Annotated in this window: 17 protein-coding genes; 6 read left to right on the top strand and 11 right to left on the bottom strand. The window is 72.1% G+C overall.

Annotation, left to right across the window (positions count from 1 at the left end):
• Positions 1 to 11: 11 nt before the first annotated feature.
• The 9 genes from AB0F52_RS22630 to AB0F52_RS22590 form a co-directional block, all read right to left on the bottom strand.
• Complete coding sequence (locus AB0F52_RS22630) at positions 12 to 3338, bottom strand: error-prone DNA polymerase (RefSeq protein WP_360174184.1); 3327 nt, start codon at positions 3336 to 3338, stop codon at positions 12 to 14.
• A gap of 131 nt (positions 3339 to 3469) precedes the next feature.
• Positions 3470 to 4678 carry a DUF6596 domain-containing protein gene (locus AB0F52_RS22625; protein ID WP_360174181.1) on the bottom strand — a complete coding sequence of 403 codons (1209 nt, stop codon included), beginning with the start codon at positions 4676 to 4678 and terminating at the stop codon, positions 3470 to 3472.
• Positions 4675 to 5037, bottom strand: a complete 363-nt coding sequence (locus AB0F52_RS22620) for a YciI family protein (protein ID WP_103341150.1) — start codon at positions 5035 to 5037, stop codon at positions 4675 to 4677. The genes AB0F52_RS22625 and AB0F52_RS22620 overlap by 4 nt, the downstream gene beginning before the upstream one ends.
• A gap of 16 nt (positions 5038 to 5053) precedes the next feature.
• Positions 5054 to 5779: a dihydrofolate reductase family protein gene (locus AB0F52_RS22615; protein WP_360174178.1), complete on the bottom strand. Its 726-nt coding sequence runs from the start codon at positions 5777 to 5779 to the stop codon at positions 5054 to 5056.
• A 106-nt stretch (positions 5780 to 5885) separates the two neighbouring features.
• Positions 5886 to 8177, bottom strand: coding sequence for an Orn/Lys/Arg decarboxylase N-terminal domain-containing protein (locus AB0F52_RS22610; RefSeq protein WP_360174175.1), 2292 nt, complete (start codon positions 8175 to 8177; stop codon positions 5886 to 5888).
• Between the two features lie 146 nt (positions 8178 to 8323).
• A complete protein-coding gene (locus tag AB0F52_RS22605; protein WP_360174172.1) occupies positions 8324 to 9904 on the bottom strand; it encodes a DNA polymerase Y family protein in 1581 nt (526 codons plus the stop codon).
• 390 nt (positions 9905 to 10294) lie between these two features.
• Positions 10295 to 10972, bottom strand: coding sequence for a hypothetical protein (locus AB0F52_RS22600; protein ID WP_360174169.1), 678 nt, complete (start codon positions 10970 to 10972; stop codon positions 10295 to 10297).
• Between the two features lie 117 nt (positions 10973 to 11089).
• Positions 11090 to 12007 (bottom strand): class I SAM-dependent methyltransferase, encoded by a 918-nt coding sequence (locus AB0F52_RS22595; protein WP_360174166.1) that lies wholly within the window; start codon positions 12005 to 12007, stop codon positions 11090 to 11092.
• The gene (locus tag AB0F52_RS22590) at positions 11988 to 12593 is read right to left on the bottom strand and encodes a GNAT family N-acetyltransferase (RefSeq protein WP_360174163.1); all 606 of its coding nucleotides are present in this window, start codon (positions 12591 to 12593) and stop codon (positions 11988 to 11990) included. The genes AB0F52_RS22595 and AB0F52_RS22590 overlap by 20 nt, the downstream gene beginning before the upstream one ends.
• 94 nt (positions 12594 to 12687) lie before the next feature.
• Between AB0F52_RS22590 and AB0F52_RS22585 the strand changes: the two genes are divergently transcribed.
• Positions 12688 to 14151, top strand: coding sequence for an NAD(P)/FAD-dependent oxidoreductase (locus AB0F52_RS22585; protein WP_360174160.1), 1464 nt, complete (start codon positions 12688 to 12690; stop codon positions 14149 to 14151).
• On the opposite strand, the gene AB0F52_RS22580 is transcribed toward AB0F52_RS22585, so the two are convergent.
• The gene (locus AB0F52_RS22580) at positions 14079 to 15605 is read right to left on the bottom strand and encodes an alpha/beta hydrolase (protein ID WP_360174157.1); all 1527 of its coding nucleotides are present in this window, start codon (positions 15603 to 15605) and stop codon (positions 14079 to 14081) included. The genes AB0F52_RS22585 and AB0F52_RS22580 overlap by 73 nt on opposite strands.
• Positions 15606 to 15825: 220 nt before the next feature.
• Between AB0F52_RS22580 and AB0F52_RS22575 the strand changes: the two genes are divergently transcribed.
• The 5 genes from AB0F52_RS22575 to AB0F52_RS22555 are packed head-to-tail and all read left to right on the top strand — an operon-like array spanning position 15826 to position 21323.
• Positions 15826 to 16221, top strand: a complete 396-nt coding sequence (locus AB0F52_RS22575) for a GntR family transcriptional regulator (RefSeq protein WP_285985611.1) — start codon at positions 15826 to 15828, stop codon at positions 16219 to 16221.
• On the top strand, positions 16218 to 17099 hold the full coding sequence (locus AB0F52_RS22570; protein WP_360174154.1) for an ABC transporter ATP-binding protein: 882 nt from the start codon (positions 16218 to 16220) through the stop codon (positions 17097 to 17099). Before AB0F52_RS22575 ends, AB0F52_RS22570 begins: the two co-directional genes overlap by 4 nt.
• Positions 17096 to 18079 (top strand): transporter, encoded by a 984-nt coding sequence (locus AB0F52_RS22565; protein WP_360174151.1) that lies wholly within the window; start codon positions 17096 to 17098, stop codon positions 18077 to 18079. Before AB0F52_RS22570 ends, AB0F52_RS22565 begins: the two co-directional genes overlap by 4 nt.
• 20 nt (positions 18080 to 18099) lie before the next feature.
• The gene (locus AB0F52_RS22560; protein ID WP_360174148.1) at positions 18100 to 19206 is read left to right on the top strand and encodes an alpha/beta hydrolase; all 1107 of its coding nucleotides are present in this window, start codon (positions 18100 to 18102) and stop codon (positions 19204 to 19206) included.
• Positions 19203 to 21323, top strand: coding sequence for an esterase (locus AB0F52_RS22555; protein ID WP_360174145.1), 2121 nt, complete (start codon positions 19203 to 19205; stop codon positions 21321 to 21323). The genes AB0F52_RS22560 and AB0F52_RS22555 overlap by 4 nt, the downstream gene beginning before the upstream one ends.
• Positions 21324 to 21381: 58 nt before the next feature.
• Here AB0F52_RS22555 and AB0F52_RS22550 read toward each other — a convergent pair whose 3' ends face one another.
• Positions 21382 to 22293, bottom strand: coding sequence for a PHB depolymerase family esterase (locus AB0F52_RS22550; RefSeq protein WP_360174142.1), 912 nt, complete (start codon positions 22291 to 22293; stop codon positions 21382 to 21384).
• Positions 22294 to 22303: the final 10 nt, after the last annotated feature.

The following is a 22303-nucleotide window of genomic DNA, read 5'->3' as shown; positions in this document are numbered from 1 at the left end:
GGGGCCCGAAGTCAACGGAAGTCGCGCGAGGGCCCGGTCCGCATCGAGAGATCGAGGTTTTCGATGCGGTCGGCGACGAGCGTGACGACGCCTTCGGCGGCTTGCACCTGCCCGCGGACGAGCAGGGCGGCGCTCGTGCGGGCGACGAGCCGCTGCCGCTGCCAGAGGCCGGGCGAGACGAGGACGTTGGCCATGCCCGTCTCGTCTTCGAGGTTGAGGAACGTGATCCCGCCGGCCGTCGCGGGGCGTTGCCGGTGGGTGACCGCGCCGCCGACCCACACGCGCGTTCCGTCCTCCGTCCGCATGAGCTCGGCGACGGTGAGCGCGCCGCGCCGGTCCAGGAGCGAGCGCAGGTACTCCACCGGGTGGCTGTCCGGGGAGACGCTCGTGGCCCACAGGTCCGCCGCCGTCACCTCCAGCCGCGTCATCCCCGGCAGCGCGGGCGCGTCGAGGCCCGGCGCCAGGCCGGGCAGGTGCCCGGGCCGGGTCGCCGCGGCCGCGCCGGCGGCCCACAGGTCCTGCCGCCGGTCGCCGCCGAATCCGCTGAACGCGCCCGCCGTCGCCAGCGCTTCGGCGACGTTCTTCTTCAGCGGCACCCGGCGGGTCAGGTCGCCGATGCTCGTGTACGGGCCGTGCGCATCCCGTTCCGCGACAATGAGATCGGCGACGTCGTCGCCGAGGTGGCGGACCGCGGCGAGCCCGAGCCGGAGCGCGACGCCGCCGGTGCTGCCGGCGTCCGGCTCGAGGGTGGCGCCGGCGAGGCTCGCGTTGATGTCGGGCTCGCGGATGCGCACGCCGTGCCGGCGGGCGTCGGCGACCAGGGACTGCGGGCTGTAGAAGCCCATCGGCTGCGCGCGCAGCAGCCCGGCGCAGAACGCGGCCGGGTAGTAGCGCTTGAACCACGCCGACGCGTACACCAGCAGCGCGAAGGACATCGAGTGCGCTTCGGGGAAGCCGTACCCGGAAAAGGCGTGGATCTGCTCGAAGATCCGGGTCGCCAGTTCCCGGTCGAGTCCGTTGGCCGCACAACCGGCGAAAAACCGCGCCATCAAGGCCTTCATCTTGGCGCTCGACCGCTTCGCCCCCATCGCCCGCCGCAGCTGGTCGGCCTCGGCGGCGGTGAACGAGGCGACGTCGACCGCCATCTGCATCACCTGCTCCTGGAACAGCGGCACCCCGAGGGTGCGGTCCAGGGACGCGGCCAGCAGCGGGTGCGCGTGTTCCCATTCCTCGTCACCGCGGCGACGTCGGATGTAGGGGTGCACCGAGCCGCCCTGGATCGGGCCGGGGCGGATGAGGGCGACTTCGACGACGAGGTCGTAGAACTTCCGGGGCCGCAGCCGCGGCAGCGTCGCCAGCTGGGCGCGCGATTCCACCTGGAACACGCCGACCGCGTCCGCCGCGCAGAGCATGTCGTACACCGCCGGGTCGGCGAGGTCCAGCTTCCCGATGTCCACAGTGGATCCGTGGTGTTCGGCGACGAGGTCGATCATGTGGTGCAGCGCCGAAAGCATGCCGAGGCCGAGCAGGTCGAACTTGACCAGCCCGACGGCGGCGCAGTCGTCCTTGTCCCACTGCAGGACGCTGCGGTCCTTCATGGTCGCCCACTCGACCGGGACCACTTCGGACACCGGCTGCTTCGAGAGCACCATGCCGCCGGAGTGGATGCCGAGGTGGCGCGGGAAGTCCTCGATCCGCGCCGCCAGGTCGAGGACGTCGTCCGGGATCACCCCGGCCGCCTGCTGCTTCGTGGCGGCGACCCCGCCCCAGCGATCGACGAGCTTGCCGTAGGCGTCCTGCTGCCCGGGGCTGTGGCCGAGGGCCTTCGCGGCGTCGCGGATGGCCGAGGGCGCCCGGTAGGTGATGACGTTGGCGACCTGGGCGGCGTGGAACCGGCCGTGCTTTTCGTAGACGTACTGGATGGCTTCCTCGCGGCGGCCGGACTCGATGTCGACGTCGATGTCCGGCGGCCCGTCGCGCTCCGGCGCGAGGAACCGTTCGAACAGCAGGTTCCACTTCACCGGGTCGGCGTGGCAGATCTCGAGCGCGTAGCAGACCGCGGAGTTCGCGGCCGAACCGCGACCCTGGCAGAGGATGCCGGATTCCCGGCAGAACCGGACGATGTCCCAGACGACGAGGAAGTAGCCGGGGAAACCGAGCTGTTCGATGACGGCGAGTTCGTGGTCGAGCTGGGCGTAGGCCTTCGGGTTCTCGTCCCGCGGCCCGTAGCGCTTCGCCGCGCCCTGCCGGGTCAGCTCGGTCAGGAACGACATCTCGTCGTGCCCGGCCGGGACGGGGAACGGCGGCAGGTCCGGCGCGACGAGGTTGAGGTCGAACGCCACTTCGACACCCAGGACGGCGGCCCGGCCGACGGCGCCCGGGTAGCGGCGTTCGAAGCGGCGCCGCTGCTCCATCCCGGACCGCAGGAAGGCCTGCCCCGACGGCGGCCGCCACCCCTCGAGGTCCTCGGCCGACCGCCGGGCCCGGACGGCGGCGACCGCGTCCGCCACGACGGCGTCTTCGGGACGGGCGTAGTGCACGTTGCCGGACACGACCGTCGGCAGCCGGAGTTCCTTGGCCAGCGCGGCGAGGAGGTCGTTGGCGGCGTCGTCCCGGGGCTGCCGGTGGTCGATCAGCTCGACGGCGACGTGCGAGCGCCCGAACCGGTCCACGAGCCGCGCGAGCTCGGCGTGCGCGGCGGCCGGGCCGCGCTCGGCCAGCGCACGCCGGACCCCGCCCTTCCGGCAGCCGGTGAGCACGACGACGTGTCCGGCCAGCTCTTCGGCCAGCTCGTCGAAGTCGTAGACGGGCCGCCCCTTCTCCCCGCCGGCGAGCTGGGCGCGGGAGATGACGCGGCACAGCCGGTGGTAGCCGGTCTGCTGCCGGGCGATCACCAGCAGGTGCGACCCGGCCGGATCGGGCGCCCCGGCCTGCGGCGCGGGCAGCCCGAGCGAGAGTTCGGCCCCGAACCCGACCCGCACCCCGAGCTCCCGCGCGGCGTCGTTGAACCGCACGGCACCGTACATGCCGTCGTGGTCGGTGAGGACGAGCGCGTCGAGCTCGAGCCGCGCGGCCTCCTCGACGAGGGTCTCGGGGTGGCTGGCGCCGTCGAGGAAGCTGAAGTTGGAGTGGACGTGCAGCTCGGCGTAGGGCGCGCGGATCCGGTCCCCGCCGTCGTCCCGCCCGCGCCGGTTCCGGAGGTCTTCGGGCGCGCCGGCATAGCCTTCGCGTTTGCGCGACCACGCCGGGGCGTCGTTGCCGTCCCCGGGAACGGGCGGCCGCCCGGAGGCGATCCGCTCCACTTCGGACCACGGCACGCTCGGATTGTTGAACGCCAACACCAGCTCCCACCACGTTCGCTGTGGGGAAGCCAGCGACTACTGTTCGAACACACGATCGACTACTGTGGACCGATCCTGCGCCCGGCACGCTTCCGGTGTCAACCGTGACCGGCCACAAGCGACAGTCGTCACTCCAGCCGTGCGGCGCGGGTCAGCAGGTGGCGCCGCTCGGGTTCGCTGGTGGTGCGCCGGGCCGCCGCTCGGTAGCCGGCGCGCGCCGCCTCGTGGTCGCCCGCCAGCTCCAGCAGGTGGGCCCGCACGGACAGAAGGTGGTGGGAGGCGGAGATGCGCTCGTCGGCGGAGAGGGCGTCGAGCAGGGCCAGCCCGGCCGCGGGTCCGTGGACCTCGGCCACCGCCACCGCCCGGTTGAGCGTCACCGCCGGGTTGGGGGCCACGCGCTCCAGCACCGTGTAGAGGGCCAGGATCTGCCGCCAGTCGGTGACTCCGGCGGTGGGTGCCTCGTCGTGGACGGCGGCGATCGCGGCCTGGAGCTGGTACGGGCCGATCGGGCCGCTCGACAGGGCACCGGTCACGAGGGCCACGCCCTCGGCGATGGCGCCGGTGTCCCAGAGCGTCCGATCCTGCTCGCTCAGCGGCACGAGCGACCCGTCCGGGGCGGTGCGGGCCGGGCGGCGGGCGTCGGTCAGCAGCAGCAGGGCCAGGAGCCCGGCCACCTCGCCGTCGCCGGGGACCAGCCGGTGCAGCTCGCGGGCCAGCCGGATGGCCTCGGCCGTCAGCTCGGCCCGCACCAGCCGCGTCCCCGACGTGGCCGTGTAGCCCTCGTTGAAGACGAGGTAGACGACGTGGAGCACGACGCCGAGCCGCGCCGCCTGCTCGGCGGGCGGCGGCAGCTCGAAGCCGGCTCCGGCTGCCTTGATGCGGTGCTTGGCCCGGCTGATGCGCTGGGCCATGGTCGCCTCGGGCACGAGGAAGGCCCGGGCGATCTCGGCGGTCGACAGGCCACCGACGGCCCGCAGGGTCAGCGCGACCTGCGACGACGGCGTCAGCGCCGGGTGGCAGCACAGGAACAGCAGCGTGAGGGTGTCGTCGCCGGCTTCGGCCTCGCCGCCGGCGGGAGGAGGCGTGCGGAGGGCATCGGCCTCCTCCCGCCGGCGGCGGGCGGCGTCGCTGCGCACCTGGTCGGCGAGGCGGCGCGACGCCACCGTCACCAGCCAGGCCCGCGGGTTCTCCGGCCACCCCGCCACCGGCCACTGGGCCGCGGCCGCCGCCAGCGCTTCCTGGACGGCGTCCTCGCAGGCGTCGAACAAGCCGTAGCGGCGCACCAGCACGCCGAGCACCTCCGGGACCAGCCGCCGGACGGCCTGCCAGCCGGTCACGGCCCGACGTTCGCCTCGTGCATCAGCGGCCGCACCTCGACCCCCCAGTAGCGCGCCGACGGGGCGCGAGCCGCGATCTCCAAGGCCCGGTCCAGGCCGTCGCAGTCGACGATCATGAAGCTGCCCAGGAACTCCTTGGCTTCGGCGTAGGGACCGTCGGTCACCACCGGCGTCCCGCCGGTGACCCGGACCATCTTGGTGTTCTCCTCGTCGGCGACGCCGTAGGCGCCGACCAGCTCGCCCGACTCGAACAGCTCCTGGTTGAGCGCATCGGTCTCGCGGATGAGCTCGGCGAGCGCCTCCGCGCCGATCGAGGTGAAGGCTTCTTCGTTGCCGTAGATCAGCAGCATGTACTTCATGGCGCGGTCCTCTCTCTCACTGCCCGGTCTTGGCCGGTCCGACCAGGTCGCCGCTGGCCCCGCGGTCGTCCAGCACCAGTTTCGACCGCCCGGTGACGGTATAGCGGAGGTGGGTGACGCCGGGCGCGTCGACGACCCGGGCCGGGACCAGCTCGATGCCGTCGTCCGGGCCGAGGCCGAGCCCGGGGCCGAACAGGCGCTGGCCCTCGCCCAGCAGCACCGGCGCGATGTGCAGCTCGAGCTGGTCGAGCAGCCCGGCGGCCAGCACCTGGCGCAGGAGCTCCCCGCCGCCGGCCACCGCCACGTCCTTGCCGCCGGCGGCGGCCCGGGCCAGCTCGACGGCCCGCTCGGGTCCTTCGGTGACGAAGGTGAAGGACGTGCCACCCCGGCGTTCGAGGACCTCCCGAGGCCGGTGGGTGACGACGAACACCGGGGCGCGGAACGGCGGCTCCTCACCCCACGGGACCTCGCCGGCGTCGAACATGCGCCGGCCCATGACGTAGGCCCCGGCCGCGGCGAACGTCTCCTCGATGATCTGCGAGTCGATCGACTGCTCGCCGCCGGCGAAGCCCTGCCGCTCGCGCCAGGCCATGGCGTCGACGGCCCAGCGGGTGACCCGGAAGAAGCCGGGCGCTTCGGGCCCCCGCATCCAGCCACGCATGTCCTGGTTGCCCTGCGGGTCCCGCGGGCCGGTGTAAAAGCCGTCGAGGGACACCGACATCTGGGCGGTCACCTTGGTCATCGTTCGTGCTCCACTCGTGGGGGCGGCCCGTTCGGCCGCCGATGCCCCCCAGTCGGAGCCGGCCGCGCGTTCTCGACACGCCCCGGGAAAAATCCGCCGAAGACCGTCACCAGGTGCGGAGGCAGGTGATCCAGTAGTCGCCGTCGGTGTCCCGCGCGACACCGTGGGTTTCGCTCGGGAAGCCCGGGAAGTGCCGGTCGAAGTCCTCCAAGGCCCGCAGGTACCGCAGCGTCGGCTCGTCGTGCCCACCGGCGTTCTCGCCCGGCATGAGGACCGGGATCCCCGGCGGGGTGGTGACGACCTGGGTGGCGACCGTCCGGTGGGCGAGCTCGGCGAGGCGGACCGGCTCGGTGCCGCCGCGCAGCAGGCGCTGGTAGGTCTGCGCCGGGGTGAGCTCCGGGCGCGGCGGGTGGGTGAACGCCGCGTCGAGCAGCGGGATGAGGTCGCTCTCGCGCAGGTGGGCGTGCATCCGGTCGCACAGTTCCCGCAGGGTCAGCTCGCCGTAGCGGGCCGGGTGGGCCGCGACCAGGGCGGGCAGGACGTCGGCGAGGCGCGCGCCGGTGTCGTAGAGCGCCTTGAAGTCGAGGAGGCCGTCGACGAGCGTGCCCCACTTGCCCTTGGTGATGCCCATCGAGAAGAGGATCAAGCAGGTGTACGCGTCGGTCTTCTCGACGACGATGCGCCGGGTCTCGAGGTAGGCGGTGAGGATCCGCGCCGGGATGCCCTGCTCCGCCACGGTGCCCGCGGCGTCGGTGCCCGGGCAGGTGACGCTGACCTTGACCGGGTCGAGCAGGCAGTACCCCTCCTCCAGATCGGGGAAGCCGTGCCAGGCCGCCCCCGGTTCGAGGTTCCAGCAGGCGGGTTCGCCGCGCAGCAGGTCCAGCGGGGCGTCCGCGAACGGGTACCGCTGCCCGGTTTCCGGGTCACCGACCTCGTCCGGCTGCCACGTGCCGAAGAACCAGGCGGGCCGGTCGCCGGCGGCGGCGATCCGGCGGCCGATGCGGGCCACCGCCTGCCGGAACCGGATGGCTTCGGTGACGGCCTCGTCGACCAGCCACCGGCCGCCCGGCCCGTCCATCATGCCGGCGGCGACGTCGAGCCCGGCGATCATCGGGTACAGCGGGGACGTGGTCGCGTGCATCATGAACGTCTCGTTGAACTGCCGGTGCTCGACCGGCGACCGGGGCGCGTTCTTGACGTGCAGCATCGCGCTCTGCGACATCGCGGCGAGCAGCTTGTGGGTGGACTGGGTGCTGAACACGGTGGGCCGGAGGGTGTCTGGCACCGCGTCGCTGTCGACGGCCATGCCGTAGCGGCGGGCGTAGAGCGGGTGGAACCGGGCGTAGGCGAACCACGCCTCGTCCAGGTGCAGCCGCGGCACGCTGGCCCCCAGCAGCTCGGCGACGCGGACGGCGTCGTAGCACAGGCCGTCGTAGGTCGAGTTGGTGATGACCGCGTACACCGGCTCCGGCGCGGCGGCCTCGGCCGCGAGCGGGCTGCTCGGCACGAGTTCGGCGACCGCTTCGCGGGTGAGCGCGGCGGGCGGGATCGGGCCCATCAGCCCGTAGCCGTTGCGCGTGGGCACGAGGTAGACCGGGCGGCCGCCGGTCAGCGTCAGCCCGTGGTAGATCGCCTTGTGGCAGTTGCGGTCGACGAGCACCAGCTCGTCGGTGGCGATGCTGGCGTGCAGGGCGATGCGGTCACCGGTGGAATCGCCGTGCAGCACGAAGTACGTCAGGTCCGCGCCGAAGATCCGGGCGGCGTTGCGCTCGGCGTCGCCGATCGGCCCGGTGTGCTCGAACAGCGAGCCGAGCTCCGCCACGGAAATCGAGAGGTCGGTGCGGAACAGCCGTTCGCCGTAGTAGTCGAACAGCGCCCGCCCGACCGGCGATTTCAGGAAAGCCACACCGCCGGCGTGGGCCGGCGTGTGCCAGGAGTATTCGTGGGTGTCGTCGAACCGGCGGAGTTCCCGGAAGAACGGCGGCAGTATTTCGTCCCGGTACCGGCGGGCGGCCACGCCGATCCGGCCGGCGATGAACCCCGGCGTGTCCTCGAGCAGCCACACGTACCCGCAGATCACTTCGGACACCCACAGCGGCAGGTCGTCCACCGACGTCGAGGTGGTCACCAGGAACACCGGCAGCCGGGTGAACCGCCCGACCAGCGCTTTCAGCACGGCTTCGGCGGCCGCGTCGCTGTCACCCAGCTCCCAGCTGACGAGGGCGGCGGTGAGATCGGCCCGGCTCTGCACGAGGGCCAGCGCGTCGTCGCCGGTGCCGGCGCGCACGACGTCGTGGCCGTCTTCGGCGAGGTGCTCGCAGATCCGCGCCAGCTGGTCATCGGGCACCGACCCCGGCGGAATTCCGGTCAACGCCAGCAGAATCGTCGAACCGGCCACGTCGATGTCCTTTCCGGAGATCCTTTCGGTTATAGCCGTTGATCCGGTACGTCGTCGATCGGCCGGAAGTCTGACACTTTCTTTCTCTTTCGGGGAATTCGCCACCGGATGGTCGCTTTCGGTGGTGTCTCGTCACCCTTTCGTGGTCAGTCGTAGCAGCCTTCGACAGTCCACTGTGGATCGTCTCCGACGGTGACCCGGAGCAGGAGCGCGATGTCACCGTCTTCCGCGGTGTCGCCCTCCAGCACCACCTGGACGCGGGCGAGGGGCCGCTCGCCGCGGCGGCCGGGGAGGGCCGGGTGCACGACCCACGGGCCCGCCGAGCCGATGACCCGGCGCGGCGGTCCCCCGGCGACGGCGACCGTCGACGGCGGGTAGCCGAGTTCGCCGCGCGTGGTGCAGCGGACGACGTCGCCGACCGCGTCGAGCACCTCGGCCGGCACCGGGCGGGGCGGCACCACCGTCGGCGAGGGCGCGGGCAGCCGTCCCGGCCACGGCCGGTCCGCGGCCAGGGGCCGGCGCGGCTCGCCCCACGGGATGAGCCGGACGCGTTCGGCCGGGCCGCGGCCGCCGTCCAGCAGCGGGGTGACGACCGCATCCGGGCCCAGCAGGCCCTGGATGCGGACCAGGGCGCGGCCGGCGCGTTCGGCGGCGTCGGCGTCGCGGCCCACGGAGCCGAGCTGCAGCTGCAGCGCTTGGCCGCCGACGACCTCTTCGGGGTCGAGGCGCAGCCGGACGATGCCGGCGGTGGGCCGGTCCCGGGCGGTGAGCCAGCCTTCGCACTGCCACCGCACGCGATCGGCCGTCGAGCGGGCGGTGAGGGGCTCGGCGCAGCGCCAGACGCGTACGCGTTCTTCGCCGGCTTCGGTGACGGCGACGATGGCCAGGCGCGTGCAGGCGAGGCCGTGGTTCGCGAGCCCGGCGAAGAAGCGCTCGCCGAGGGTTTTCGCGACGAAGGCGGCTTCGTCGATTCTTCGCAGAGGTTCGTCGAAGGTTTCGGTGACCGCCAGGTCCGGCGGGAGGGCGCGGCGCAGCGGCGGCCGTTCGGAGAGGCCCCGCGCGAGGCGGTGGGCGGTGATGGCGTCCTTCGGGAAGCGGCCGGCGACGTCGCGCTCGGTCAGCGCGCCGAACGCACCGAGGGTGCGCAGGCCGAGCCGCTTGAGCAGGTCGACGAGCTCCCCGCGGTCGTCGCCGGGCTGGTTCAGCTCGGCGATCGAGAGCGGCGCGAGGAATTCGTGCGCCCGGCCACGCGGAACGAGCGCCGATCGGCGGGCGGCGAGGGTGGCGGCGAACAGCCCGTCGGCGATCCCGACCTGGCATTCGACCCCGGCCCGGGCGGCGGCTTCGTCGATGAGCAGTTCGGCGAGGGCGGCCTCCCCGCCGAAGTACCCGGCGGCCCCGTCGACGGGCACGGCGACCAGCCCGGGCCGCACGACTTCGACCCCGACGGCCTGCGCTTCGACGGCGGCGGCCACGGGTTCGAACAGCCGCGCATCCCGATCGGGATCGTGCTGGTGCACCACGAGTCCGGGACACCGCGACTGCGCATCCCGGCGCCGCATCCCCCGCCCGACGCCCTGGTGCCGCGCGGAAGCGGAGCAGGCCACAACGCGATTGGCGGAGAAAACGGCGGCGGCAGAGGTGGGCGGGGTCCCGGCAGCAGCCCCGGCGGCGACGACCGGCCAGTCCGGGCACCACAGCACGAGCAACCGTGGCGCATCGCTCATCCGCCAACCAGCGCGACGAGCAACCTCGGTGCACCACTCACCCCGCGGCCGGCCACCGGCACCGACCTCGGGCAGCGAACCCGCCCACCAACGCACCAGTCAAGCGGCTTCGGCGCGGCAATGATCCCGCGCCTCGACCGGCCGGCCACCGACCTCATCCGGCGCCCTCGGCCGAGCACCGCCCCGGTCAGCGCGCGCAGCCTCGCCACCGCGCTCATCCCGCACCCCGACCGGCCACCGCCGCCGACCTGACCCGGCCACCCCAGCCGACCACCGACCCAGCCGACCCAAGCAGCCTCGGCACCGCGCTCATCCCGGACCCCGACCGGCCCAAAACCCGGCCCAAAACCCAGCCCGAAACCCCCGGCACCCACACCCGCGCCGCCGAGGTCACCCGGCCACCTCGACCAGGCGCCGCCCCGGGAGGTCGCCACCGGTCACCGCTCCTTCCGGGCCCGGGAGGAGCAGCCCCACCGAAGACGGGCGCGCCGCCGCGCCTCGGCCGCGGCTGGTCGCCACCACGTCGCGGGCGCGCAAATGGCCGTGGCCGTCCTGGGTCAGGCCGTGCCAGCGGCGGCCCGACACCCTCAGCTCCAGGTCGGCTCCCGGCCAGGAGCCCGCCGTCAGCAGGACCGTTCCCCGGTTGCGGACCCGGCCCGCCAGGCGGCGGGCCGTCTGGTCCGACACCGGTGCCGGGCCGAGGACCACCAGATCGAACCCGTCGACCAGCGCCGACAACACCGCCACCAGCTCCGCGCCCGGGTCCGGCACCAGCGCGACGCGCTCCAGGTCGACGCCGAGTTCGGCGGCCGCGGCCAAGCCCAGTTCCGGCAAGCCGGTCACCGCCGCCCAGGAACCGTTGCGGGTGGCCGCCGCGAGGAGGGCCAGTACCAGCGATGTTCCTCCGCGCACCGCGATCGTGCTGCCGCGCCGCAGCCCGCCGCCGGGGAGCAGGCGGGCCAGCTCGGGCAGCACCGTCAGCAACTCACCCGGCCCCGCGTCCGGCTCACGCAGCTGCGCGGCCGTGCGCACCCCGGGGATGGCCGTGAGCGCCTCCGGCACCGCCACCGCTCACCTCCAGCACCACGTACTCGTACCGGAGACACCCGCGTCAGGAAGCCACAGGCGAACCCAGAACAATCATCGAACACTTGTTCGCATAGTGCGAGACGGGCGGCCCCGCTGTCAAGCCGGGCGCGGCATCGGGGGGAGGACGCCGCTGACGTAACGCACGTCGCCCGTGCGCAGGTCGTCGTCCTCCAGGGGGGCGAGACCGTGGGCCGCGAGCAGCTCCCGGACGGTGCTCCCGGTCAGCTCCCAGCCACGGGCGGCCAGGTAGGGCGCCGCTTCGTTGCGTTCACCGAAATAGCGCAACCTCGCCATGTCCGTGTCGAAGCTGTGCTCGCGCCAGCGTCCGGAGAGCCGGTCCAGGCCTGCCTTCGTCCTGGCCTCGTCGCCCGGTCGCGGGGTGGGCCGGTTCTCGGTGGCCACCCGGCTGCCCGGCGCGCTGAGTCCGGTGATGGTGTCGAGCAGCCGGTCCTGCGCCTCGGGCGGCAGGTAGCCGAGCAGGCCTTCGGCGCTCCACGCGGTCGGCCGCGCCGGGTCGAAGCCGGCGGCGCGCAGGGCGGCGGCCCAGTCCTCGCGCAGGTCGGCCGCCACCACCCGCCGGTCGGCGGTGGGCTCGGCACCCAGCCCGGCCAGGGTGCGGGTCTTGAATTCGAGGACCTCCGGCCGGTCGACCTCGTACACGACGGTCCCGGCGGGCCACGGCAGCCGGTAAGCGCGCGAATCCAGGCCCGAGGCCAGGATCACGGCCTGCGGGAGACCCGCCGCGCGGAAGAACTCGTCGTAGAACTTCGTCCGCACCTTGGCCACGTCGATCCACACCTGCTCGACCAGGTCGCCGGGCGCCGCTTCGCCGCTCGCCAGCCGGGTGAGGAGGTCGACGCCGACCGCCCGGACGAGCGGTTCGGCGAACCGGTCGTCGATGAGCGACGGATCCGCGCGGGTCGCCATCGCCCGCGCCGCGGCGGCCATCGTGGCGGTCGCGCCGACGCTGGACGCCAGGTCCCAGGTGTCGCCGTCATGCCTGCTCGAAGCCATGCTCTCCCCCGTCTTCCGGTGGCCGCGGGCCGACCACCCGGCTCACGATCCACGCGTGCGTGCCGAGCTGCCGCCCCCGGGCGAACCCGAACTCTTCGAACAGCTCCACGGTGCCGGTGAACAGAAATCTCCCCGGCGCGTCCCGGCCGGCGGTCACCTCGGAGACGGCCTCGACGAGCCCGCCGCCGGCCTCCGCGATCAGGCCGAGCGCCCCGGCCAGTGCCGTGCGCGCGACGCCACGGCCCCGGTGCTTCTTGTCGACGAAGAAGCAGGTGATCCGCCAGTCCGGCCGCGGCGGCGCGTCCTTGTCGTAGGCCCGCCGGTGCTTGATCCCGGGCAGCTCACCGGGATCGCCGTACTGGCACCAGCCTTGCGCGACGCCGTCCTCGTCGAACACGAGCGCGGCGTGCGCGCCGCCCGTCCGGACCCGGTCTTCCTTGAGCGTGCGGCGGACCGGGCCCCGCTGCCCGCGTTCCGGGTGGAACCCGAGGCACCAGCAGCCGCCGAAGACCCCGTTGTTCCGTTCGACGAGCTCCGCGAACGCGGCCCACGTCGAGGTGCCGAGGGGCCGGACGGTGTGCGCCATCCACGTGATTCTGCCCGATCCGCTGTGACGCGCATCGCGGTCACACCCTCGTCCGCTGCCTCGTCCAGGAGGTGAAGCGAGAAAAGAGGACCGAATGCGCCAGATCCTGATCGTCGGCGGTGGTTACGCGGGCTTCTACGCCGCCTGGAAGCTCGAGAAGAAGCTGCGTCGTGGGGAGGCCGAAGTCACCCTCGTCGACCCGCGGCCCTACCTCACCTACCAGCCGTTCCTGCCCGAGGTCGTCGCCGGTTCGGTCGAGGCGCGGCACGCCGCCGTGTCGCTGCGGCGGCACCTGCGCCGCACCCGGGTCGTCGCCGGGAAGGTGACCGCCATCGACCACGCCCACCGCGTCGTCACCGTGCAGCCGGCCGACGGTGCAGCTTTCGAACGACGCTACGACCTGCTCGTCGTCACCGCCGGTGCGGTCACCCGGACGCTGCCGGTGCCGGGCATCGCCGAGCAGGCCATCGGCCTCAAGCACGTCGAAGAGGCCGTCGCGATCCGGGACCGGCTGCTCACCGCCTTCGACCGGGCCGCCGCGCTGCCCGACGGCCCGCAGCGGCGGAAGCTGCTCACCGTCACCTTCGTCGGCGGCGGTTTCTCGGGCGTCGAGGGCTTCGGCGAACTCCTGTCGCTCGCGACCGCGCTGCTCGAGCGCTACCCGGAACTGCACCGCGACGAACTCCGGTTCCACCTCGTCGAGGCGTCGGCCCGGATCCTGCCCGAGGTCACCGACCGGCCGGGCCGCTGGGTCGTGCGGGAGCTGGAACGCCGGGGCGGCCACATCCACCTGAACACCCTGGTGACGTCGGCGAAGAACGGTCACGTGACGCTCTCGACCGGCGAGGGATTCGACTCGGAGCTGATCGTCTGGACCGCGGGCAACGGCGCCAACCCCGTCATCGGCCGGCACACCGACCTCCCGGTCGACGAACGCGGCTTCGTCGTCGTGCGGCCGGATTTGCGCGTCCAGGGTGTGGCCGACGCCTGGGCCGCCGGGGACGACGCCGCGGTGCCCGACCTCACTTCGCCGGTCCCGGGCACGCGGACCGTGCCCAACGCCCAGCACGCCTACCGGCAGGGAAAGCTGCTGGCCCGCAACATCATCGCGACGCTGCGCGGCCGGGAACCGAAGCCGTACGTGCACCACAGCCTGGGCGCCATCGCGACGCTCGGCCTGGGCCGCGGGATCTTCCAGTACAAGCGCCTGGTCCTCAAAGGACTTCCGGCGTGGCTGGTGCACCGCGGCTACCACGTGCTCGCCGTGCCCACCTGGGAACGCAAGGTCCGGGTGCTCGCGGTGTGGTTGACGCAGGCGCTGTTCGGCCGCGACATCCTCAGCCTGGCGTCGGTGCAGCACCCGCGGGACGCCTTTTCATCCGAGGCTTCGCCTCGGGCCGGGGGCTCCGCCACCCGGACCCCCGAAAAGCCGGCCTTCGTGACGGCGGGCCGCACCGTCACCAGTGCGGCCCGCCCCGATCAGGATCAGCCCGCGAACGGGCTGGCGTCGATCGTGCAGGTCTTGCCCGCCGCGGGGAAGGTCCCCGAGATCAGGTAGTCCCGCTTGACCTTCTCGGTGCACGTGCTCGGCACGTACATCGACGAGTGCCCGTAGCCCTCGGTCACGAACACCCGCGCCCGCGCCAGTTCCGCGGCGCCGTCCTGTGCGCCGTGCAGCGGGGTGGACGGGTCGTAGCGGTTGTTCAGCACGAGGATCTCCGCCGACGTCGGGCGGTTCCACGGGCCCGTGTAGCGGTCGGCGTCCTTCGCCTTCCAGTACGCGCAGCTCATCATGTCCAGCACGGCGATCCGCCCGAAGTACGGCACGCGCTGGTCCTCGGACTCGGCGTAGCGGCTGTAGATCGCCGGGTCGGTGGGCACGTCGCTGTCGGAGCACTGGATGGCGTTGAACGACTCGGTCCGGTTCGAGGTGTACTGCTCACCGGCCACCGCGGCGGCCGTACGCAGGGCCGGCGTGGCCGGCGCGTCGTAGAGCCGCTGCAGCAGCGCGGCGATGTCCGCCCAGCCCCGCGAGTCGGACAGGTCGGCCGCCGCGTTGATGATGCCCGAGTAGGTCCACGTCTCGCCGTCGCTGACGATGGGGGCCTGCTTGGCGCGCGCCGTGAGCGCCGCCCACTTCGCCTTCGGGTCACCCGACGAGAAGGCGCACTTCGGGCCCGCTTCCGTGCACAGCCTCAGGAACTGCTCGAAGGTCTGCGCGATGCCGGTCGCGACGTCCTGCCTGGTGTCCAGCGGGACGCTCTTGCCGTTGCCGTTCTGCCCGGTCGAGTTGCCGGTGAAGTCCATGGTGCCGTCGAACACCATCGCCCGGATGCGGTTCGGGAACAGGTTCGCGTAGGTCGCCCCGAGCTGTGTTCCGTAGGAAATGCCGTGGTAGTTCAGCTTGGGGTCGCCGACCGCGCGGCGGAGCAGTTCCAGGTCACGGGCCGTGTTGGCCGTCGAGACGTGCTCGAGGATCGGGCCGGCCTTCGCCGAGCAGCGGTCGGCGAGCTCCTTCGACTTGGCGTAGAAGGCCGCGTTGCCGCTCGGGTCGCCCGGCATCTCCGGGAACGACCCGAAGAAGTCCTGCTGCTCGGCCAGGGTGTCGAAGCACCGGACCGCCGTGCTGTTGGCGATCCCGCGCGGGTCCCACGAGACCAGGTCGAACCGCGCGCGCAGTTCGTCGGAGAACAGCCACGGCCACTTGCCGCGCTCCCGGAGCCGCTGCAGGCCGGACGCGCCGGGCCCGCCGAAGTTGACGAACAGCGTGCCGATCCGGTGCGTGGGATCGGTGGCGGGCAGCTTGATCAGCGCCAGGTCGATCTTCGTGCCGGCCGGCCGGTCGTAGTCCAGCGGCACGGAAGCCTTGGAGCACTGGAACCCGTCGGCGCAGTCGGCCCAGCTCAGCTGCGGCGTCGGCACCTTGTCGATGGAGGCCGGTGCCGCGGACGCGACCGCCGGGCCCGCCGCGACGGCCATCGAGACACCGAGTGCGACGACCACGCCGCGCACGATGCCTCCCCCAGAAAATCGACGCACGAATAGTCCCTTCGGAGAGGAAACGATCACTTCGCCTCCACAGACGGGCGAGGGGCGCCGAGGTTGACTCCGGTCGGCAAAAAAGATCACTGGCGGCTTTCGGGGTTCCGGGGTGGCGGAGCCCCGGATGAGGACTGGCGGCAGTGACACCATGTAGCTATAGTACTAGGAGACTAGTTAAATGGAGTTGCCGATGATCGAGTTCCACCTGGACGCGAGGTCCGGCTTGTCGCCGTACCAGCAGCTGGTCCAGCAGGTGCGGCACGCGCTGCGCCTCGGCCTGCTGAACGAGGGAGACCAGCTCCCGAAGGTCAAAGACGTGGTCGCGAGCCTGGCGATCAACCCGAACACCGTGCTGAAGGCCTACCGCGAGCTGGAGCACGACGGCCTGGTCGCGGCCCGCCCCGGCGTCGGCACGTTCGTGACGGCGACGTTGAACGGCGGCGCGTCGTTCGCCGTGCTCGGGCCGCTGCGGCGCGACCTGCGCCGCTGGCTTTCCCAGGCCCGCAAGGCGGGTCTCGACGAGGAGAGCATCGAAGCCTTGTTGATGTCCACGTTTCGCGACTCCGCCAGAGAGGACATAGCGTGACTGTCCTGAAAGCCCAGGGACTGGGCAAGAAGTACGGGCGCAAGCAGGCGCTGGCCGGCTGCACGCTCGAGATCGAAGCCGGCCACGTCACCGGGCTCGTCGGGCCGAACGGGGCCGGCAAGTCGACGCTGCTGAACATCGCGGCCGGCATGCTGGAGCCGACGACCGGCACGATCGAGGTGTGCGGCGGGGTGCCGGGCAGCGGCCCGGAGCAGCTGGCCAAGGTCGGGTACGTCGCCCAGAACACTCCGGTCTACAGTGGACTGTCCATCGAGGAGCACCTGAGGCTCGGCGCCCACCTCAACCCCGGCTGGGACGCTTCGCTCGCCGAGAAGCGCATCGAACGGCTCGGGCTGGACCCGAAGCAGCACGCCGGCAAGCTGTCCGGCGGCCAGCGCGCCCAGCTGGCGCTCACGATCGGCATCGCCAAGCGTCCCGAACTGCTGCTGCTCGACGAGCCGGTCGCGGCGCTGGACCCGCTGGCGCGCCGGGAGTTCCTGCAGGACCTCATGGAAGCCGTCGCCGAGCACGGGCTCTCCGTCGTGATGTCCTCGCACCTGGTCAACGACCTGGAACGGGTCTGCGACCACCTCGTCGTGCTGGTGGACTCGCAGGTCCGGGTGATCGGTGAAGTGGAGACGCTGCTCGCCACGCACCACCGGCTTTCCGGGCCGCGCCGCGACGTCGAGACGCTCCCGGCGGACCAGCACGTCGTCTCCGCGAAGCACACCGATCGCCAGACCACCGTCCTCGTCCGCACCGAAGCGCCGATCCTCGATCCCGCCTGGACGGTCGGGCAGCTCGGGCTGGAGGACCTGGTCCTCGAGTACATGAGCAACCCCACCGCCGCCCGCCCCGCCCTGGAGGTCCTCCGATGACCTGGCTGACCTGGCGCCAGTTCCGCATGCCCGCGCTGTCGGTGTTCGCCGGCCTGATCGCGATCGCCGTGGTGCTCGCGATCACCGGGCCGGACCTGGTCGGGCGCACGAACTTCTCCGACCAGGATGTCCTCCTCCAGGGGACCATCCTGGCGCTGTACCTGCTGCCCGCGGTCATCGCCGTCTTCTGGGGCGTCCCGATGATCACGCGCGAGCTGGAGAGCGGCACGCACAGCCTGGTGTGGAACCAGACCGTCACGCGCAAGCGGTGGCTCACCACCAAGCTCGGCTTCGGCCTGCTCGCCGCGATGGTGGCGGCCGGGTTGCTCGGCTGGGCGGTGTCGTGGTGGGCGAGCCCGATCGACGCGCTCGCCGCCACGCAGACCGATCGCGGCATGATGTCGCGCATCTCGCCGGTGGTGTTCGGCGCGCGCGGGATCGTCCCGATCGGTTACGCGGCCTTTGCCCTCGCGCTCGGCGTCGCGGTCGGGATGCTGCTGAAGCGGACCGTGGCCGCCATGGCCGTCACGCTCATCACCCTCGCCGCCGTGCTGCTCCTGGTGCCCAGCTTCGTGCGGCCGTACCTGCTGCCACCGCAGACCCAGACGGTCGCGATCACCGGGGAGAACATCACGAACATCAGCGGCGACGACACCCACGGGATCCTGGAGATCGGCGTGCGGAAGCAGCCCGGCGCGTGGGAGCTGGCGAACGAAACCCTGGACCCGGCAGGCAACGTGGCCGACCCGCTGCCGGACTTCGTGCAGACCTGCGCACCGCGGCCGGGTGCGGGCCCGCCGGAACACGGCTCCATGGAAACGTGCATGGCCCAGCTGGGCGCCCACGGCTACCAGCAGCGCCTGACCTTCCAGCCGGGCTCCCGGTTCTGGCCGCTGCAGTGGCTCGAACTGGCGCTCTACCTCGCCATGACGGCCCTGCTCACCTGGTTCTGCTTCCGCCGCCTCCGCCACCTGTCCTGACGATTCCGACTGGGGGAATCATGCGCACGCTCGCGGTAGCCACCGCACTCACACTCACGCTGACCGCGTCGCCCGCTTCGGCGGCCACGACGCCTTACCTGCCCCGCCCGACCGGCCACCAGCCCGTCGGCGTCACTTCACTGTCCTTGAAGGACACTTCGCGGCCTGACCCGTGGGTGCCGTCGGTGCCCTACCGGGAGCTGATGGTCTCCGTCTTCTACCCGGCGACCTCGGCGAACGGGCCGAAGAAGCAGTACATGACCCCGCTCGAGTCGGAACGCAACCTCGAGCGGCAGAACATCCCGGGCCTGCCGCTGGACGTCTTCAGCACGGTCCGGACGAACGCCGTCGTCGACGCGAAGCCGGCCGGGCGGTGGCACAGCCTGCCGCTGGTCGTGCTGTCCCCGGGCTGGACCCAGCCCAGGGCAACGCTCACCGCGCTGGCCGAAGAGCTGGCCAGCCGCGGGTACGCCGTGGCGGCGATCGACCACACCTACGAGAACCGCGCGACGACCTTCCCCGACGGGCACGTCACCGGCTGCGCCGCCTGTGAGGTCGACGACCAGCCCGGGTTCTGGGAGAAGTTCGCGCAGGTCCGGTCGAAGGACACGTCGTTCGTGCTCGATTCCCTGCTGTCTTCGAAGTGGGGCGCGCTGATCGACCCGCAGCGGATCGGCATGACCGGCCACTCCGCGGGCGGAGCGATCACCACCCAGGCGATGCTGGCCGACGCGCGCATCCGGGCCGGAGCCGACCTGGACGGCAGCGTCCACGTCCCCATCCCGGCGTCCGGGCTCTCCCGGCCCTTCATGTTCGTGGGCAGCATGGACGACTACACGCCGGGCGTGCCGGGTCCGTACGACGACTGGGAAACCGACTGGACCCACCTGACCGGGTGGAAGCGCTGGCTCATGGTGTCCGGCACGGTGCACAACTCGTTCACCGACCTCGGCGTGCTCGCCGACCAGCTGGGCGTCGACCTCGGCGACGCGATCGACCCCTACCGCGCGCTGGCGATCACGCGGACCTACGTAAGCGCTTTCTTCGACCAGCACCTGCGCTGCCGCCCGCAGCCGCTGCTGGCCGCGCCCTCGCCCGCTTACCCGGAAGTGACCTTCATCGGATGAGAATCAAGAGCATCATGGTCATTACCGCACTCACCTTCGCGTTGGCGTCGCCGTCCGCGTCGGCGGACCCGGCGCTCACGCTGGCGAAACCGACCGGTGACCGGCCCGTCGGCACGACCGCCCTGCACCTCAAGGACACTTCGCGGCCCGACCCGTGGGTGCCGTCGGTGCCCTACCGCGAGCTGATGGTTTCCCTCTTCTACCCGGCAGCGCCGGCCAGCGGGCCGAAAAAGCAGTTCATGTCCGAGGCCGAGGCGAAGGCCGTCTTCGACGAAGCCGGCATCACCGGCATCCCGCCGTCCGTGCTGACCACGGTGCGCACCGACGCGGTCGTCGACGCCCGCCCCGCCGGGCGCGGCCTACCGGCCGTCGTCCTGTCGCCCGGCTTCAAGCGGCCCCGCGCCGAGCTGACGTCGCTGTCCGAAGACCTGGCGAGCCACGGCTACCTGGTGGTCCTGGTCGACCACACCTACGAGAACGTGGCCACCACCTTCCCGGACGGCCGGGTCACCGGCTGTGCGGCCTGCGGCAGCTACAGCATCGAGTTCTGGCAGAAGCTGCAGCGCGGCCGCGCGAAGGACGTGTCGTTCGTCCTGGACTCGCTGACGCACTCGCAGTGGGCGCCGCTGCTCGACAGCTCCCGGATCGGCATGGCCGGGCACTCCGTCGGCGGGGCGAGCACGATCGACACCATGGTGACCGATCCCCGGATCAAGGCCGGGATCGACGTCGACGGCACCACGGACGACCCGCTGCTCGCCCCCGGCCTCGACCGGCCGTTCCTGTTCCTGGGCCGGGCGAACACCTACACCCCCGGCACCGGCGACGAAGCCGCGTCCTGGCAACGGGACTGGGCACAGCTGAAGGGCTGGAAGCGCTGGCTCACCGCGGCCGGGCTGCAGCACCCGTCGTTCACCGACATCGGCCTGGTCGGCGAGCAGCTGGGCATCGACTTCGGCGCGACCACCCCGGCCGTGCGCGGCCAGGCCATCACCGCGGCGTACGTCCGGGCGTTCTTCGACCAGCACCTGCGCGGCAAGCCGCAGCCGTTGCTGGACCAGCCGTCCCCGCGGTATCCGGAAGTCGCCTTCGCCCGGACGTCGACGCCGTACCTGCCCGCCCCGACCGGGGACCGGCCGGTGGGCAGCACAGCGGTGTACCTGAAAGACACTTCACGCCCCGACCCGTGGGTGCCGTCCGTCCCCTACCGGGAGCTGATGGTCTCGCTCTTCTACCCGGCCGCTTCGGCCAAGGGGCCCAAGACGCAGTACCTGACGGCGGAGGAGTCGGCGGCGCTGCTGCAGGGCAGCGGCCTCGATGTGCCCTCGGACCTGCTCACGAAGATGGTGACCAACTCGGTGGCCGACGCCCGGCCCGCCGGGCGCGGGCTGCCGCTGATCGTGCTGTCACCGGGCTACACGAAGCCTCGCGCCACGCTCAGCGCGCTGGCCGAAGACCTGGCGAGCCACGGGTACGCCGTCGCGGTGGTCGGCCACACCTACGAGAACGCCGGCCAGAGCTTCCCGGACGGGCACTTCGCCGGGTGTGCGTCCTGCGAAGTCCCGCACCAGAGCGAGTTCTGGCAGAAGCTGGAGCTGGGCCGCGCGAAGGACGTGTCCTACGTGCTGGATTCGCTGACGCACTCGAAGTGGGCTTCGCTGATCGACAGTTCCCGGATCGGCATGGCCGGGCACTCGATGGGCGGCGCCAGCACCATCCCCGCGATGGTCGCCGACAGCCGGATCAAGGCCGGCATCGACATCGACGGGACGACCGAGCTCCCGCTCACCGCACCGGGACTGTCGAGGCCGTTCATGTTCGTCAACCACGAGCAGGTGCCGAAGTGCGCGCCGGGGAACGTGCCGTGGGAACGGGACTACGCGCAGATGACCGGGTGGAAGCGGTGGGTCGAGGTGGCGGGCACGCAGCACGCGTCCTTCACCGACGTCGGGTTGCTGGCCGAGGAGTTCGGCGTCCCCATCGGCCCGAACGCGGCGGTGCGGGCGCAGGAGATCACGCGGACGTACGTCAACGCGTTCTTCGACCAGCACCTGCGGGGAGAGTCACGGCCGGTGCTCGACCAGCCGGGTTACCCCGAAATCTCGTTCTGCCGGTGAAAGGGCACGGCGGAAGCGGCACTGGGGGTGCCGCTTCCGCCGTGTCTCCGCCGGTCTTTCAGTGGTCGAGGCCGAGGAACGAAATCGCGTACGCCAGCTGGCCGGTCAACGGCAGCTGGTGCCCGACGCCGGCGACGCTGACCCCCTCCACCGTGGCCTGGGTACTCGTGGTGCCGTACCGGGTGCGCGTCCACGACGACTGCGGGTGGTCGGTGAACGCCGGTGTCTGGCTCAACCCGTTCAGGTTGGTCCACTGCTTGATCTCTTCACCGAAGTTCGGGTACGACAGCGTCGTGTCGGTGGTGCCGTGCCACAGCTGCATCCGCGGGTAGCGGCCGGTGTAGCCCGGGTACATCGACCGGGCCAGATCGCCCCACTGCTGCGCGGACTTGATCGACTTCCCGCCCGAGCAGGTGCTGTTCCACAGCGAGCCGTTCGTGGTGGCGAAGCACCCGGCGGGAACGCCGGAGAACGCCGAAGCGGCCGAGAACACGTCGGGGTACTGGGCGGCCAGCACGTTCGTCATCATCGCCCCGGACGAGAACCCGCTGACGACGACCCGCGCCGGATCGACGTTGTAGCGGGACTTGGCGTAGGCGACCATCGACATGATCCCGGTCGAGTCCCCGCCGCCGCCCCGCCGCAACGCGTTCGGCGTCGAGACGTCGAAGCACTTTTCGCTCCGGGTCGCCTCCGGCAGCACGATGACGTACCCGTACCGGTCGGCCGCGGTGACGTAGTCCTTGCCGTTCCAGCCGAAGATCGAGCTCGCCGAGCCGCCGCAGTAGTGCACCAGCACCAGCATGGCGGGCTTGGCCGCCACCCGGTCGGGGACGTAGACGTACATGTTCAGGTTCGTCGGGTTGGTGCCGAAGTTCGTCACCCTGGTCAGTGCCGCCGCCTGGGCGGGCGAGGCCAGGCCGGTGACCATGACCACCAGTGCCAGGAGGACACCGAGCATGCGTTTCATCTTGGATCTC

Source organism: Amycolatopsis sp. NPDC024027 (genome assembly GCF_040638975.1).
GTDB lineage: Bacteria > Actinomycetota > Actinomycetes > Mycobacteriales > Pseudonocardiaceae > Amycolatopsis.
This window is presented reverse-complemented; position numbering and strand designations above follow the sequence as displayed.